Origin of the sequence: Nostoc sp. (assembly GCF_036917815.1) — a bacterium.
GTDB lineage: Bacteria > Cyanobacteriota > Cyanobacteriia > Cyanobacteriales > Nostocaceae > Nostoc.
Genome location: NZ_JBALEK010000028.1, coordinates 1 through 15,262 on the forward strand (window position 1 = coordinate 1; position 15,262 = coordinate 15,262).

Sequence of the window (15,262 nt, forward strand, 5' to 3'; positions counted from 1 at the left end):
TAAAAATCAGTGGCTAAGATGCTTGCTGGGCAATGCTTTCAGCCTTAGCGTACAATTTTCCCGTTTTGGCACGGTGATGCCTAGATGGCGACCCAAATCGTTCTGCTAGTGGTTGGGCAAAGCGGGGTGATTTACCTTTCAAGGTGATTGATGAGCGGCAAGCGGCGAAGTTTGCTAAAAATTATCAGCACATTGTCATTGACACCCAAGCTAGACCAGAGCAGGAAGATTTAGAAGCATTGGCAGAGGGTTGTGATTTGCTCATTCTCCCCACTACCCCTGATGCCTTATCCCTCGATGCCTTGATGCAAACTGTCAATGTCCTCAAGTCCCTCTTTGCTAATCAATACCGTATCCTTATTACTCGTGTTCCACCCAAACCACGACGCGATGGAGAGGAAGCAAGAGATATGTTGACTGAGGCTGGATTACCCGTATTTAAGGGGAGTATCCGCGATGCAGTTGCTTTTCAAAAAGCAGCGTTAGCTGGTGTACCAGTTAACAAAGTTGCTGACCAACGGGCCAAGATAGCATGGCGCGATTACCAAGGTATCGGTCAAGAGGTAATGAAGTGAGTAGCAAGTTTAAAGGTCTTTTGGATGCAGCCAAGGGTCGTGAACCCGAACCAGAGCCACAACAACCAAGCCAGGAGCTAGAAACTCAAAAGCTAGAGGCTCAACAGTCTCTTAAGTTACAGCCACAGCTAATTACTGAACCTCAAAGCGAACCAAAACGGGGACGACCCAAAGGTAAACGCTCTGACTCCAGCTACGAGCAGGTGACGGCTTACATCCGCAAGGACACACACACCTCAGTTAAAATTGAACTGCTTAAACAAAGTCAAAACGGTCAAAAGCGAGAGTTTAGCGAGTTAATTCAAGAACTTCTAGACGAGTGGCTAAAATCGCGTAGTTGAGTTTTTGAGTACGCAAAAACTTGAATATGGCGTAGATATAGCCAAGCTGACACTCTTAGGCAAGATAGTACAAATTTACCTAAAACTGAGGTTTGTAGTATCCCAATGACAGGACTGAAACCCTTATGATTTCGTTATAGCCAACTCTTACAGGGGTATGAGTAGCATTCGCGCAGAAAACTGGGTTAAGAGATATTAACCCACATTCCGCACTTCAAAATGTAGTATCAACAGTACGCGATTAATTTCGGATACGAGTAAATAAAAGTACTCAGAATATTTAAGTAAGTTGGCATTAAGAATAAACGGGGAGTGATGAAGTATAAAGTAGCTTACATAGCCTATAAATACTTGGTTTCAGGCTTTTACAAAACTAAATATACATTGTTTGATAGTGCCAACTTACACGCGATACCAAAAGTGAGACAATCAGAAAAACTCAAAAATATTTGAGAGGTAAAGAATGTCTCTAATATCGAAAGCAGAAATTAAAAATATAGATCATCTAGGAATAGTAGCTGGGCTAATTGATGAAATAGGAATAGTTGAAACAATTAATTCTAAATTAGGAATAGACCCTCGTGAAAAGATTGCGGCAGGGATATTGGTCAAAGCTATTTTAATTAATGGATTGGGATTTGTGTCGAGACCTTTATATTTATTTAATCAGTTTTTTGATGATAAAGGAATAGAAATATTATTGGGAGAAGATGTGAAAAGTGATTATATCAATGATGATAAAATTGGAAGAGTCATGGATAAATTATATAAATATGGATTGAATAATCTATTTATAGAAATTGGATTATCAGTGATTAAGAAATTTAAGATAGATACAAAATATTCACATCTTGATGCAACATCATTTCATCTACATGGAAAATATAAAAGTGAAGAAAATCAGGAAAAAGAATCAGAAATCACTAGAGAAAGACCAATAATTATAACCAAAGGATATTCGGGAGCATCCCACTTTGGCAGATTTACTAGTGGTGGCAGAATAGAGGGAAACATATAAGCCCGACATCAAACTGATGACTCAAGAAAAACAAGCACGTCTGCAAGCCTGTCTGCGAGAACTAGCAAGCATACTATATGAAGAAACAAACCCTGCCCAATTAAACAACCTGGAAAGCATCGAAAAAACCGTGCGATGCCTACGGCGGTAAACAACGCAAATTTTAGAACAAGTTAGCCCGCAAATAGCCCTTTTTTTATCGAACAAGCAACAGGAATCAACACAGGAAAGACGCGAAAAGTAAAAAGTTGTGTGGGAGTCCTGAAGTTGAAAGCTAAACAAGCCGAAAGATTAGGGTTGAAGTCACGTACTCAATTGAGTCCTCTGCTGGAAAAATGTTGTCTACGTCTAAGTGCCAACGAGTCATATCAGAATGCCGAAGCCGAGATTGAGGCATTGACAGGTATAGTTGTCGGTCACTCTACCCAACAAAGACTGGTAAATCGACAAGAGTTGCCATTACCATCCGCCAAGCAAGGGATCTCAGAAATTAGCGTAGATGGGGGAAAAGTGCGACTGCGAGGTAAGCCAAAACAAGGCAGTGTTTGGCGAGATTACAAAGCTGTACGCTTGCAAGGCATATACTATGGTGCTTTTTTTGACGATAATCAATCATTAATTGATTATGTCAACAGCCAAAAATTACTCAACCCACTGGTTTGTTTGGGAGATGGTCATCAAGGAGTTTGGAATTTAGTCCAAGAGTTTGGCATAGATAAAGAACGCTGGGAAATCTTGGACTGGTATCATCTCAAAGAAAATCTTTATAAAGTTGGTGGCTCAATCAAGCGGCTTAAAAAGGCTGAAACTCTACTTTGGCTTGGTGATGTCGAGGCAACTAAGGCTTTATTTGTTAATTTTCGAGGTAAACAAGTGAAAAATTTTTGCGCCTATCTCGACCAGCATCGCCATCGGATTGTCGATTACGAATATTATCAAGCTGAACAACTCTGTTCCATTGGTTCAGGCGCAGTAGAGTCAGCAATTAAAGTCCTTGGCAAACGAATCAAAATCTCTGGAGCACAATGGAAAGCCGAAAATGTCAATCAGATTCTGTCTGTACGTTGCGCTTACATGAATGGTTTACTAGCTATTTAACTTAATCCACCATTATTGCTAGTTATTCAAGAGGGTCGATATTGCCATAAAATCTTCTCCATCAACAAATTGAATCTAGCCAGTTCATACTTGAACAAGGCTTGCGATCGCACCCTTTATTTGGCTGCAATTTTTCCTTGCACCTAAACCTTAATAAATGCAATTTGGCTTGATAATCCAAGATAACCCACAACGCAGGGTTAATATATTTTTGCCAAAGCGGGATGCTCCCGGATATTAAGAAAATCATACTGAGACGGATGAGTGAGCAGGGGGTGTTGCGGGCATTACAGAGGCGGGGGGAAAAAGCCGATGTGGAGGCGTTTACACCCCATGATTTTAGAAGAACTTTTATCGGTAATCTATTGGATGCAGGGGCAGATATCGTTACCATAGCGAAGCTTGCAGGTCATGCATCACCAAGTACGACAAGTAAGTATGATAGGCGGGGGGAAGCAGTGAAGAAACGGGCAATTGATTTGCTGAATGTGCCTTACAGTAGACCAAAAAATTGCTAGTTTGATCAGCAATGGCAAAGAAAGATAGATAATTACTTTGAGGATTAAATCAGTAGGTGCGATTAAACAGAAATATATAATATAATTTTTTTAGAATAAGTGTTTTTACTTTTCCCACTTATCCTTTTAATATATTTATGTTTATTTTCGCCGATCTATTTAAATTTTACCTTCATTGGCAGTTGCTTAACTGCTCTAATTTACTAATTAGTTTACTAGGAAAGATAAAGTGAAAAACTTAATCCCAGTCTTTTACGACCAGCATGGATATCGTTGGCGATGCTTCCAAGTTACTATAATACTAATAATTATTGGGGTGGGACTCATATTTTCCCTATTTATTGTTAGCGTACTTATTAATCCTGAGCGTACTATTGCCAGTGTCAATAGTGTCGGATTTCGATTAATAAACTTTTTCGATTCTTTCACATACAATCTATTAATTCTTCTTACTAAGATTACAATCATTAGACAAATATTAATTAGCATACTCGCATTTTATGAAAGATATAGAAGTGATACTATTCCTCCTTTACAAAATTACCTACCTTCTGTAAGTGTAGTAGTGCCAGCCTTTAATGAAGAAAAAGTTATTCTTAACACGGTTTACTCACTACTACGCTCAAACTATCCCAACTTCAACATCATAGTTGTTGATGATGGATCAACAGATAGGACTTACCAGTACCTGGTTAAAGCCTTTAGTAGCCACTCACTCGTTTACATATTTAGTAAACCTAACGAAGGAAAAGGGCAAGCCCTCAACGATGGCATCAAACAAAGCAAAGCAGAAATAATCATAACCATTGATGCGGACACAATAGTATTTCCAAACACTATTAGTAAATTAGTTCAGCATTTTGCAACTCCTCATATTGCAGCAGTAGCAGGTAATATCAAAGTAGGCAATCGTCTCAACTTATTAACTTACTGGCAAGCTCTTGAGTATATTACCACTCAAAATCTCGAACGCAGAGTATTTAGCTTATTAAACTGCATCCCCGTAGTTCCTGGTGCAATTGGAGCATGGCGAAGACAAATAATCTTTAAAGCAGGAGGATTCACCAATGACACAGTAGCCGAAGACGGAGACTTAACCATAAGAATGTTTAAATTGGGTTATAAAATTAATTATGAAAATGAAGCAATAGCCCTTACCGAAGCGCCTGCCACAACTTTAGGCTTTATAAAGCAGCGCTTTCGTTGGACTTACGGAACATTGCAGGTAATTTGGAAGCACCGTGACATTATATTTCGCATTCGTTATGGAACATTAAGTATTTTTGTGCTTCCCAACTTCATATTCTTGCAAATATACTCCATCTTAGCCTTACCGTTAATAGACTTACGGTTACTAATATCATTAGTACGGGTTGCTTCGGAACAACAAATAATATATTCTTACGCTTACTTATCAATTTTTTACTTTACCCTATCTTTAGGATTAGAATTTATAACATCATGGATAGCTTTTCTCCTAGAACCCGAAGAAGATTACCGTCTGCTACTTTGGTTACCCTTTCAACGCTTAATATACAGACAATTGATGTTTTATGTAGGAATAAAATCAATATTGGTAGCAATTCAGGGCAAATATGTTGGCTGGCAAAAAATTGAACGAAAAGCAACTGTCTATTATCATAAAGATATTTTTTAAAAGCAGAAGGTAAATTAGATACTAGCCCTGATATTAGCGCTTTTCCACTTACCGCCCATCAGTAGCAATGGAACAGATATTCAAATTACGCCTTTGGCTCAGATAGTCATGTACCCAATCGCAGCTCCAATTGAGCGTTTGCTCTACAGTTTCAATTCGCCACATTCGGGCAATACCGTCCAATGAACCAATAGTAATGTACTTACCATCTGGGCTAAAAGTAACACTTCTGCTTTCCAAACCACCTTTGAATTCTTGGATTACTTTGCCTTGTAAATTCCACAGTTGAGTAGTTCCATCAGATGAACCGGTGGCAATAAATTTACCGTCGGGACTAAAACTGACACTAAATACCACACCGTGATAACCTCTAAATTCTTGGAGCAGTTTGCCTTGTAAATTCCATAACCGAGCCGTTCCATCCTGTGATGCGGTAGCAATGGATTTACCATCTGGGCTAAAACTGACATTAAATACCCAGTCATGATGCGCTTTGAATTCTTGGATTACCTTGCCTTGTAAGTCCCACAACCTAGCAGTTCCATCGCGTGATCCTGTAGCAATGGATCTACCGTCTGGACTAAAATTAACACTCCAAACCCAACCTCGATGTCCTTTGAACTCTTGGAGTTGTTTGCCTTTTAGATCCCACAATCTAGCAGTGTTATCCCATGCTCCGGTAGCAATAAATTTACCATCTGGGCTAAAACTGACACTCAATACCCCTCCTTCATGCCCCTTGAACTCTTGAAGCAACTTGCCTTGGACACTCCACAATTTAATGCCTTCATCTGACGCTGTAGCAATAGATTTCCCATCTGGACTATAACTAATACTCCGTAATAAACTTTGATGCTTGAATTCTTGGAGTAGCTTACCTTTTAAATCCCATAATCGAGCGGTTTTGTCCCATGATGCAGTAGCAATGGATTTCCCATCTGGACTATAACTAATACTCAATATGCCCTTTTTATGCCCGTTAAAATCTCGTTCTTTTTGTGAAGGCTTGCCCTGTAAATTCCACAGTCGAGCAGTTTTATCCCATGATGCAGTAACAATAGACTTACCATTAGGGCTAAAACTAACACTCATGACCCCAGCTTGATGCCCTTTAAACTCTTGGAGCAGTTTGCCTTGTAAATTCCATAATCGAATACTTAAGTCATCTGATCCAGTAACAATCGATTTCCCATCTGGACTAAAATTGACGCTGTTAATATGCCCTTGATGTCCTTTGAACTCTTGGAGCAGTTTGCCTTGCAAATCCCATAATCGAGCTGTTTTGTCCACCGATCCAGTGACAATCGATTTCCCATCCGGACTAACACTAACGCTGTTAACATCCCCTTGATGTCCTTTGAACTCTTGGAGCAGTTTGCCTTGTAAATTCCATAATCGAGCTGTTCCGTCCGCCGATCCAGTAACAATCGATTTCCCATCCGGACTAAAACTGATGCTGTTAATATGCCCTTGATGTCCTTTGAACTCTTGGAGCAGTTTGCCTTGCAAATCCCATAATCGAGCTGTTTTGTCCGCCGATCCAGTGACAATCGATTTCCCATCCGGACTAAAACTGACGCTGTTAACATCCCCTTGATGTCCTTTGAACTCTTGGAGCAGTTTGCCTTGCAAATCCCATAATCGAGCTGTTTTGTCCGCCGATCCAGTGACAATCGATTTCCCATCCGGACTAAAACTGACGCTGTTAACATCCCCTTGATGTCCTTTGAACTCTTGGAGCAGTTTGCCTTGTAAATTCCATAATCGAGCTGTTCCGTCCGCCGATCCAGTAACAATCGATTTCCCATCCGGACTAAAACTGGCATTTAATACCCCATTTTGATGTCCTTGAAATTGATTTCGTTCTCGGATGTTGTTACTGATCTGTTGTAAAGCTAACAGAGGATTAGATATTGGATAATTTCTTAAGGAAACATCCTGCTCTTCCATATCTTTAAGTTCTTGTTCGACAGTTTGTATGGCTGAGATTAAAGCTTCTATTTGACCACCACCAGACTCAAACTGTTTTAAAGCATTACCTGCCGTTCGCTCTAGTTCAGCGAGTTTCTGAGCTTGTCTTACTTGCTGCCATGCTCCTCCTATAACAATAACAGCCGTAACAATAATCCCAAACAGTACTAATGTCCCAATTTTTATTTGTCCTTCTTTTTTCTGCCGTTCTTCTCCTAAACTCGCTATTACACCTTCTAAGCTCGTTTTTTCACTTTCTAAGTTTTCTTTTTCACTCTCTAAGCTCTCTTTTTCAATTGCCAGCTTCTTCCGCTCTGCTTCAGCCTGCTTATATTTTTCTAGTAATTCCGAGCCTTGCTGTTTGCGGATAAACAGAACCAAATAATCATGTACTAATTGATATCTAGAACTCGGATCGCCTGGCACTAATAATACCAATCCTGATGTCACAAAAATATTTAGCACTAACTCTAATTTGCTCTTTTCTGCAACTAGGTATGTTGCTAACTCAGAGATTGTTTTTTGAGGACGAGTGTTGTTATCATCCGTTAGCAAATACAACACTAGTTCAGCGGTATCTTTATTCTCCTCTCCACAGTCTGATACCACTTCTTTTAAATAATCTCCAACTAACTTCGCTTTTGGGTGAGTACCCAACTGCTGCTTATATTGAGCCAATGTAGTAATTTGCTTCTTTTCCAGTTGTACACCCACCACCTGCAACTCAATCGGGCGCACTTCTCCCAAATCACTCGCTAAATCTTCTACCAATACATCTATCAAATCATTATCTAAAGTAATTTGGGTGCGTTCTATTAAATAGCTAATCACCTTTTTAGCATCTACTTTAGAAAAATTACCCAAATAGTAAAGATTATTTTTTCCAAATATATCATCAACAATATTCTTGACATTAGTTGGTAAATTATTATTTATCTGATTGATACGTTTCCATTCTAATAAAATATATAAATAATCTTCTCGAACTGAAAAGAATAATTTTAAAGAAAGAACGTTTAATGATTCGGATAAGAAATCAAATAAAATTTGCCTATTAGCAGGATTTTTATAATTAAAATTTGAAAATAAAAATTCTTCAAACTGGTCAAAGATTAGCACTATCAGTATATTTTGACGCTCAATTTCATGTAAACATTCTACAATGGTTGTAACAGAATCCAGAGCAGTAGTCAAACCTATCTGCTTTTGTGAAAGTGCTTCTTTCAATAAATCTCCTAATTCTACAATCCAATTACTGTAATTGCGTATCAGTAAGGGTAAAACATTCCTATGTTTAATTGGTTTCTGTTTTAACCTTAATATCAGTCCTCCACTGATCAGCGAACTTTTCCCCACACCAGATTGTCCGTGAATTACAACCAACTTGCGGTCACTGCTACCGATCCACTCAATCAACTGTTTTACATCCTCTTGGCGAATAGAAGCAGCAATTTCCGGGGCGACAATTTCCTCATTTTTTACCTGCGTTAATGCAGGTTTGACTCGTCGTTGTGGCTCTATACGTCCTGGACCAACAAATGCTCGTAAGCCATACTGCTGCTCAAGCGATTGTCGCTTCAGTTTTATATCAAAAGCTTCCCAATATTTTTTATGCTGGAAGTAAAACTGTTGCAAGTTATCTAGAATATCAATGTACAGATGGGTGTCGTACTCGGGGTTACCTACTTTTCTTGCTTGTTCTAAATGACGGATAGCTTCTTGAACTTGACCTAGATGTTGTTGCGACTGTGCTATAATAAGCAAAAGTTGACTGCGTATGTAGCTGATAATAATTTTATCTGATTCTTCATATACAAATCCAGACTGATTTATTAATTGCAAATTGTTAACTGACATTAAAGCTTTTAGCGCCTCATTCGCCAGATTTCTAGCTTTTTTCCACTTTTTATTAGCTAAAGCAACCTCAGCTAAACATCCATAATCTTGCGCTAATTCTATCCATCTATTTTCAGATTGATGTATTGGCAACGCTTTAAGAGCAATATTTTGCAGCATTTCTAATTCTTTCATTGCATCTAATCGCCGCAAAATTCTGCTAAATCTCAGAGTAAATTTACCAATTAAATCAGAAGGTGCTATTCTTTCAAAGATTTCTAAGCATTCCTTAATATTATTTTTTGTTGCTTGCCAATAAATATGATCTAATTTTCGATATGGTAGAGCTTTAAGATGATAACAAAACGCAATTTCACTTAGGATTTTACCTTGATATTCTAAATTACCGTTTTGCCGCCACAAATCTAAGGCTTTTTCATAATGCTTTAGAGCCTCATCTTTTTTATCATTACCAAATAGAACTGCCCCCAGTAAAGACTCTAAATCTGCTTCCATCTGGGTATCCAAACTATGTTCATATTTATGCAAATCTCTTGGAGCTGCTTTCAGTCCTGCTTCTAGTCTTAAATTAGCTTTTCGGGTAAGCTGAAGATTATTAGCAAACCATTGCTGCGCTGTCTTTCTCAAATAATGTCTTAGTTCCTCTGAAGGAATGGTAAATTCTAATGTTGTTGCCCAACTCTCAAAATCAGGACTTAAACGAATTAATTTTTTAAAAATCTCATCATTTACCCACAATACTAACGGAAAATGAAATTTTTTTGGAAATTCTTCTCGTACTTGATTTGTAGAAATCAGCAGGTGTTCCACTTCAGCTACAGTTTCTAAGCCAAATATCATTAGCACTGCTGGTTGTTTTTCCCCTAACTCCTCTTGAATTCTGGCATATAGGGTGGTTTCAAACTCGTCGAGTTCCAAGATGCGAATCTCAACTGCACCCAGTTGTTGTTGTAGTCGCTCCATAAGTCTCGAACGGAAATCGGTATAGTTGCAACGAGCCACAAACAGTTTAAAAGAGCCAATAGAAACCCCTATTGCCCAAGCCAATTGTTGTAATACTCGCTCATTGTCAGGAGTAATATCTTCAGGTAGGTGCGATTCGCTCATGATTGCAACTCTTTTGCTTCACTCAAAATCGGATTGATATCAAACCAAGGCTCACCAGAATCACGATATTCAAAAACAAGTCGAGTGCGTATAAGTGTTTGATATCCATCGTCTCCACTTACTTTTTTTGTTTCTCGTACCTGACTCAACAGCTTCCACTCAGCATCGTCAATCGGCAAAATCATTTCATTACGGCGGGCGCGAATTACATCTTCCAAAATTTTACGAGTGAGGGGAAGTTGGCGTTCTTCCATAATCCATTTATTCAACAATCTCAGCAAATCCCGGACGTGTCCTCCACTTATGTAGCACAAACGATCTAAAGATTCCAAGTTTTCAAAAATCTCCGTAATTTTGTTCAACCGTTCATGCTTATCCAAATTAGGGAAAGCTCTGGCCAGAACCATTTGGCGTAGTAGCGCTATCGCTTATTCTGTCTAGTTTTCAGACTTTTTCTTACGTCGAACTCAGGTTTAGCAAGTTGAGCGCATCTCACACCAGCAGCCATTCGGTTTCCCGGCTTTATGATCAAGGTGCGTCGGTTGGGCGCATTGGGGAATATGTGGGGCGGTGGTGGCTGTGGGTGAGAGGTGGAGTCGATAAGGTAAAGAGTGAGGGAGATTGCTTTTTGTGGGGTTTTTTTGGTGCGTTACGCTTTCGCTAACGCACCAACTACAAGATCAGCGATCGCACTTGAGCCGGCTTTGTTCTAGCGGGCAAAAATGAGTTTTTTAATTAATTTCTGATCTAAACTTGGAAGACCCCACTCTGTGATTTGACTTAATGTTTTTAATTCCGTTTGGTTTTCCTGATCGCTCAAATTGTTGCACTCCCTTAAAAAAGGAATCATTTGCCTAATGACTAAGCAAGTCCGTAACGCCATCCATGCGCGAAAAAAATCCATGCGTGTTTCAGCTAAAGGGATCTCGATTCCATGATCTTCAAGCACCTGGCGTAGATGCTCATCTTCTGGTGGCTCTTGCAAATGGCAAAATTCCTTATTCAATAGCCCCAGTACCAGACCTGAGATTTCTATTCCAGCAATGGCTTGCGGATCGTAATACATTTGCTCAGGATCGTCGGCACTGCTGACCAGGAGTGCTTTTGCCGGCTCCACAAATTGTTTGATTAGTAAGGTGATTGTCGTTAGAACCTCTTCCCGATCACTAATTTTCCCAGCAACCTTTGTTTGGATCAAGTCGGTAGTGTGGTCTGGTTGCTCTATAACTTTTTTTAAAAGGTTGGGTATTTGCACAGTTTCTGACTCCATGATTATTTCAAATAAGGGATAAATAACTAATCAACACTGAGGTTTCCTTCTTTGAGGGTAGTCTTCGCAGTCTGGACATCGCCGAAAAATTGCTTTGCTGCGTCACTGGGTTTTATCTTGAGTTTTGTCAACGCTGCATTGTTTGTCTGAAGCCAGGAGATTGCATTGTTATATAAACCTTTCAGATGCTCCAGCGTGAACGAATAATCGCCAATACGAATAAAATCCACTCCCTTTTGAAATGGCTCTAATTGAGCAAGGTTATCGATTACAGCTTCTGAAAGCACATCATTAAATTTTGGACCTTCTGCACGAACGAAATAGTGTACCTGTTTTTTATAAAATTGGTTCGTTTTTGGATTTAAGACATTCCACTCGAGCCAATCGATTTGCCGACCGACTTGACCACCATCCTTTACCTTTTGAGCAAAGGCATTTGGCGTATCTTTAACCTCGTCCGCATGTAATATTCCATTGCTATCAAGATAATAGGCATCTACTTCCATATTCAATACGCCGAGTGGCGGGAGGTTCCCATAGGTTGACTCTTGTTTCGTGTCTTTCTGCCCAGGTGATCGAACACGACTTTGTGCGCCGAGGATAAAGGGGGCGGCTAATTGTTGGGTAGACACCTTTGCCGCATAATCGAGCTCTGCTAATGCCTGGCTGGCCTTCAGAATTTCCTTTTCGCCTGGTGTTGGCTTATTTATGTTCTGTAGGGGGGCAATCACCTCATTGACTTTTTTGATCAAGTCTGGAGTTAATTCTATAGTCTTATTTTCTACCCCTTGCCTTAAGAGCGGGAAGGTAACATTAATTCTGTTGGACAATTCCGAATCAAATTTTTTCCATTCTGTACCAACTTTTATATTATTCAAAAAAAGCAACGCATCTGACGCAGAAAGTTTCTTTATTTCGGTAAGGTCATGCCAATTACCAGATTCCAATTTCCACTTTATGAAAGCATCCGAATTCTCCTCCTCACTCTTAAGCTTAGACAGATCAACCATTAAGTAACGAACATATTTTTCCTTCCTATAGGATGTTGGCGGCATATAAATCCACCAGGACTCCCCAGCAGCCTGGTAAAATTTTTTCCAAGGCTCGTATCCTGCTATATCCGATATTTGATCGATATAGCTTCCAAGAAAGTCATCGAAATGCCGATTAGGTTCTTTTGGCGTAGGTGCAGGGTTGAATTTGGCCTGAATGAGATGAGCCCCATTCTGCTGTACAACATGAGTCAACTCATGGGCAATCAACTCCTGCCCCCCTCGACTCCCAGGATTATATTCCCCCTGCCGAAAGAACACATCCTGCCCCGTCGTAAAAGCCCTCGCCTGAATCGATTGATTCAACTGGTCAGCCTGAGCATCCGCATGAACCTTCACCCCACTGAAATCCGCCCCAAAAGCCCGCTCCATCGGGTTACTGACATTATCCGCAAGTGGTTGTCCACCGCTCCGTGCCTGCTGGATTGATGTTTCCAAATCCGGTGATGTAGCCATACCTCCGTCTGCTACACGCTGTACCATCGGCTTCATTTGCAGTTCGTCTTCTTCAAACGGCAAGGATTCTCTCTGTATCCTGCGCTCCGGTTTCATTTGTAATTCTTCATCTGAGAGCAACGACTCACGCTGAACTTTTTCGCCCTGTGATTGATGAATCCGTTGCACTACTTGACGCGCAGTTTCGTCAGCCTCTTGCTCGTACTTATCTCCAGGTTCCCCAATCGTCAGTTTTGCTTGTATTGGTGTTGGTGTCTGTGGTCTCAAGAGTGGGATATTGGCAATATTATGACCAAATTGAGTTGCGTGTGATAGTCGAGAATTCAATAATCCGTCCATCTTGGCTTGCAAGACAGTTAGGCGCTCCTGTCCTTCAGGCGTAATCTTGCCATACTTCGCTTGTATGGAAAGTCCGGTTGCCTCCATCTGTTGTTCTGCAAAGGCAACATCTTCTATATCAGTTGATGTCTTTGCTGCACTTGATACTTTTGGGGGTTGACTAGCAAACGGTCTATAGGCTAACTGAGGGTGTGAGTTTGCTGCTGAGGAATTGGAATAGGTAGATGAGTCAGTCTTTGACGATTTTGTTTTGTGCATTGATTAACTGGCCAATGATTTACAGTCAACCTGACATCTATCACTAATGTCAGGAAAATCTCAAATTTTTTGAGTAAAAATCTAGGTGCTTAAGGTTACAAAATGCCAAAAACCAACCACTGGATCACAACAGCCACGAAATTGAGTCCTAACAGTATTTAAAAACTGTTTTTTACCTCTATTAAAAAGAGACTTGTGAGCTATTTTAGTTTTGACCCAGAACTAAGTATCTTAGTTTTCTCCAGCCTTTATGCAGCATATCAGTTCTTGTCACAGTTCTTAATAACACAAGTCTTAACTTCTAGGCGGCGAAGCGAAGTGTCTGCCGATGTCTGCACCGTTTTGGGTAGCTCATCAACGAGTGGATTTGTGGCAGTGGCAGACACCGACTATTTGAGCTTTCTCGGTGTCTAGTTGCGCCATCATCTAGAGAGACATTCCTTTAGTCTGTCTTCTTTCTTGTTGCTCTGCTTCTTCTCTTATTTGTTGCAATACGCGCTCTGCTTTTTGCCAAAGCTGAATATCTTCCAATACTGCTCGGTTAAGGAGAAATAGAGGGTAAAACAAAGAAAAAGTGTTCGCGTATAAGTTACGCGAACAAAATAATGAGGCTTACTTTTTCTCTTTGAGGCTATCGTACAAGTCCACCCAATTTTGACGAAGAGAGTCGATGCACTCAGTTAAGTAATCGATTTGGGTTCTTCTAGCCACGGAGAGGACAGCATTAATATGAGCAGGGCTTCCTGCCTTACCCAAATGCTTATATTTACTCAATTTATTGGGTTGAGTTGTGGAAAAAATTGGTTTGGTAGCGTGTAATTTATAGTACCAATAAGCTTGCTTTTTCCCGCGTGCTTGGTAACGCAAAACACAACAACCAGGTGGTGCTACTTCTCCTGAAGCCTGAATTTGTTGAATAGAGATTTGTAAAGTCGCAATGGCTTGTTGTAGGAGTTCGGCTCTAGAAATAATGTCAGAGTCAGCCATCTGGCATTGAAAGTGCGTTGCGTATGGTGATTAAGGGGGTTGCAATGTTCGCGTATTTTATACGAGAACAAGACTAAATTTAGTTTATATTATTTTACAGCCAAAATTAAACGTAAGTACCGTCTTGTTACTGGAGTTTAGACTAAAAGCGATATGAGAGAACGCAAACCAAATGGAATTAGAGGTTAAAAATATTATCTTGTTAGCCTCAAAGCATCCGCGACCTTGAACAATTATCGTGTAGTATGCTTGCCGAGAAAATAATACAATAATGATAATCATGAAAATGGTGGGAGAGAAACGAGCGACGCTCGTTTCTCTCCCACCCCCATTATTCGATTATCATTATCAGAGAATCAGCAAGAAAAAAGGGGTGTCTGATTGAATACAGTCCCCCTTTTGGTAGAAAGTGAGAAAAGAACTACCATTACTCACCTACCAACATGAAAAGTGCCAGACTTGAAGAGTTTCGTCAAGTAGCCTACAAATATTTAGGTAGAGCCAAAGACGCGACCTTTGAATTAACAGATGCCATATTACTGACCCGTAATGTTTATTCCTTAGCAGACTTATCCTTATCACCAGTATTTAGACGCAAGTGGCCAAGCATCTATGAAGCCTTACAAGATAGCAGACCACAGAGACAGAAATTGATGCAGCTATATCCCACATTCCGCACTTCAATCAGTAGCATTAATAAACTACATTTAAATAAAATCCGAAATTATAATTTCGACTCCTAAGTAACACTCAAAAAA

At 39.9% G+C, this 15,262-nt stretch carries 11 protein-coding genes and 3 pseudogenes; 8 read left to right on the plus strand and 6 right to left on the minus strand.

Features of this window, described 5'->3' with window-relative positions; translation table 11 throughout:
- Nucleotides 1-13 precede the first annotated feature (13 nt).
- Complete coding sequence (locus V7K97_RS07720; RefSeq protein WP_334800255.1) at nucleotides 14-142, minus strand: hypothetical protein; 129 nt, start codon at nucleotides 140-142, stop codon at nucleotides 14-16.
- A gap of 1 nt (nucleotide 143) precedes the next feature.
- Here V7K97_RS07720 and V7K97_RS07725 point away from each other — a divergent pair, with 1 nt between their 5' ends.
- From V7K97_RS07725 to V7K97_RS07750, 6 genes and pseudogenes are all read left to right on the plus strand, one after another.
- A complete protein-coding gene (locus V7K97_RS07725; RefSeq protein ID WP_334800257.1) occupies nucleotides 144-575 on the plus strand; it encodes a ParA family protein in 432 nt (143 codons plus the stop codon).
- Complete coding sequence (locus tag V7K97_RS07730) at nucleotides 572-916, plus strand: hypothetical protein (protein WP_334800259.1); 345 nt, start codon at nucleotides 572-574, stop codon at nucleotides 914-916. The genes V7K97_RS07725 and V7K97_RS07730 overlap by 4 nt, the downstream gene beginning before the upstream one ends.
- 463 nt (nucleotides 917-1,379) lie before the next feature.
- Nucleotides 1,380-1,877: pseudogene (locus V7K97_RS07735) on the plus strand (IS1634 family transposase); the annotation flags it as partial.
- Between the two features lie 73 nt (nucleotides 1,878-1,950).
- Nucleotides 1,951-3,032, plus strand: a pseudogene (locus tag V7K97_RS07740) (ISKra4 family transposase).
- Nucleotides 3,033-3,292: 260 nt separating this feature from the next.
- A complete protein-coding gene (locus V7K97_RS07745; protein WP_334800260.1) occupies nucleotides 3,293-3,550 on the plus strand; it encodes a tyrosine-type recombinase/integrase in 258 nt (85 codons plus the stop codon).
- Nucleotides 3,551-3,779: 229 nt separating this feature from the next.
- Nucleotides 3,780-5,207 (plus strand): glycosyltransferase, encoded by a 1,428-nt coding sequence (locus tag V7K97_RS07750; protein WP_334800262.1) that lies wholly within the window; start codon nucleotides 3,780-3,782, stop codon nucleotides 5,205-5,207.
- Between the two features lie 48 nt (nucleotides 5,208-5,255).
- On the opposite strand, the gene V7K97_RS07755 is transcribed toward V7K97_RS07750, so the two are convergent.
- The 4 genes and pseudogenes from V7K97_RS07755 to V7K97_RS07770 form a co-directional block, all read right to left on the minus strand.
- Nucleotides 5,256-10,142 (minus strand): eIF2A-related protein, encoded by a 4,887-nt coding sequence (locus V7K97_RS07755; protein WP_334800264.1) that lies wholly within the window; start codon nucleotides 10,140-10,142, stop codon nucleotides 5,256-5,258.
- Nucleotides 10,139-10,567 (minus strand): annotated as a pseudogene (locus V7K97_RS07760) (ATP-binding protein); the annotation flags it as partial. The pseudogene V7K97_RS07760 and the gene V7K97_RS07755, both read right to left, overlap by 4 nt.
- 284 nt (nucleotides 10,568-10,851) lie before the next feature.
- Nucleotides 10,852-11,412 (minus strand): hypothetical protein, encoded by a 561-nt coding sequence (locus tag V7K97_RS07765; protein WP_334800265.1) that lies wholly within the window; start codon nucleotides 11,410-11,412, stop codon nucleotides 10,852-10,854.
- 26 nt (nucleotides 11,413-11,438) lie between these two features.
- Nucleotides 11,439-13,517, minus strand: coding sequence for an eCIS core domain-containing protein (locus tag V7K97_RS07770; protein WP_334800267.1), 2,079 nt, complete (start codon nucleotides 13,515-13,517; stop codon nucleotides 11,439-11,441).
- Nucleotides 13,518-13,712: 195 nt separating this feature from the next.
- Between V7K97_RS07770 and V7K97_RS07775 the strand changes: the two genes are divergently transcribed.
- Entirely contained in the window at nucleotides 13,713-13,931 is a 219-nt protein-coding gene (locus tag V7K97_RS07775; RefSeq protein WP_334800268.1) for a hypothetical protein, read from the plus strand.
- 198 nt (nucleotides 13,932-14,129) lie between these two features.
- Here the strand turns inward: V7K97_RS07775 and V7K97_RS07780 are convergent, their stop codons facing one another.
- Nucleotides 14,130-14,504, minus strand: a complete 375-nt coding sequence (locus tag V7K97_RS07780) for a hypothetical protein (RefSeq protein ID WP_334800270.1) — start codon at nucleotides 14,502-14,504, stop codon at nucleotides 14,130-14,132.
- A gap of 443 nt (nucleotides 14,505-14,947) precedes the next feature.
- Between V7K97_RS07780 and V7K97_RS07785 the strand changes: the two genes are divergently transcribed.
- Nucleotides 14,948-15,247: a hypothetical protein gene (locus V7K97_RS07785; protein ID WP_334800271.1), complete on the plus strand. Its 300-nt coding sequence runs from the start codon at nucleotides 14,948-14,950 to the stop codon at nucleotides 15,245-15,247.
- The last annotated feature ends 15 nt before the right edge of the window (nucleotides 15,248-15,262 follow it).

Bases quoted from the DNA above. Each gene is read 5' to 3' on its own strand.
- V7K97_RS07765 (WP_334800265.1), bottom strand. From the start codon at position 11,412: ATGGAGTCAGAAACTGTGCAAATACCCAACCTTTTAAAAAAAGTTATA.
- V7K97_RS07770 (WP_334800267.1), bottom strand. From the start codon at position 13,517: ATGCACAAAACAAAATCGTCAAAGACTGACTCATCTACCTATTCCAAT.
- V7K97_RS07745 (WP_334800260.1), top strand. From the start codon at position 3,293: ATGAGTGAGCAGGGGGTGTTGCGGGCATTACAGAGGCGGGGGGAAAAA.
- V7K97_RS07785 (WP_334800271.1), top strand. From the start codon at position 14,948: ATGAAAAGTGCCAGACTTGAAGAGTTTCGTCAAGTAGCCTACAAATAT.
- V7K97_RS07780 (WP_334800270.1), bottom strand. From the start codon at position 14,504: ATGGCTGACTCTGACATTATTTCTAGAGCCGAACTCCTACAACAAGCC.
- V7K97_RS07755 (WP_334800264.1), bottom strand. From the start codon at position 10,142: ATGAGCGAATCGCACCTACCTGAAGATATTACTCCTGACAATGAGCGA.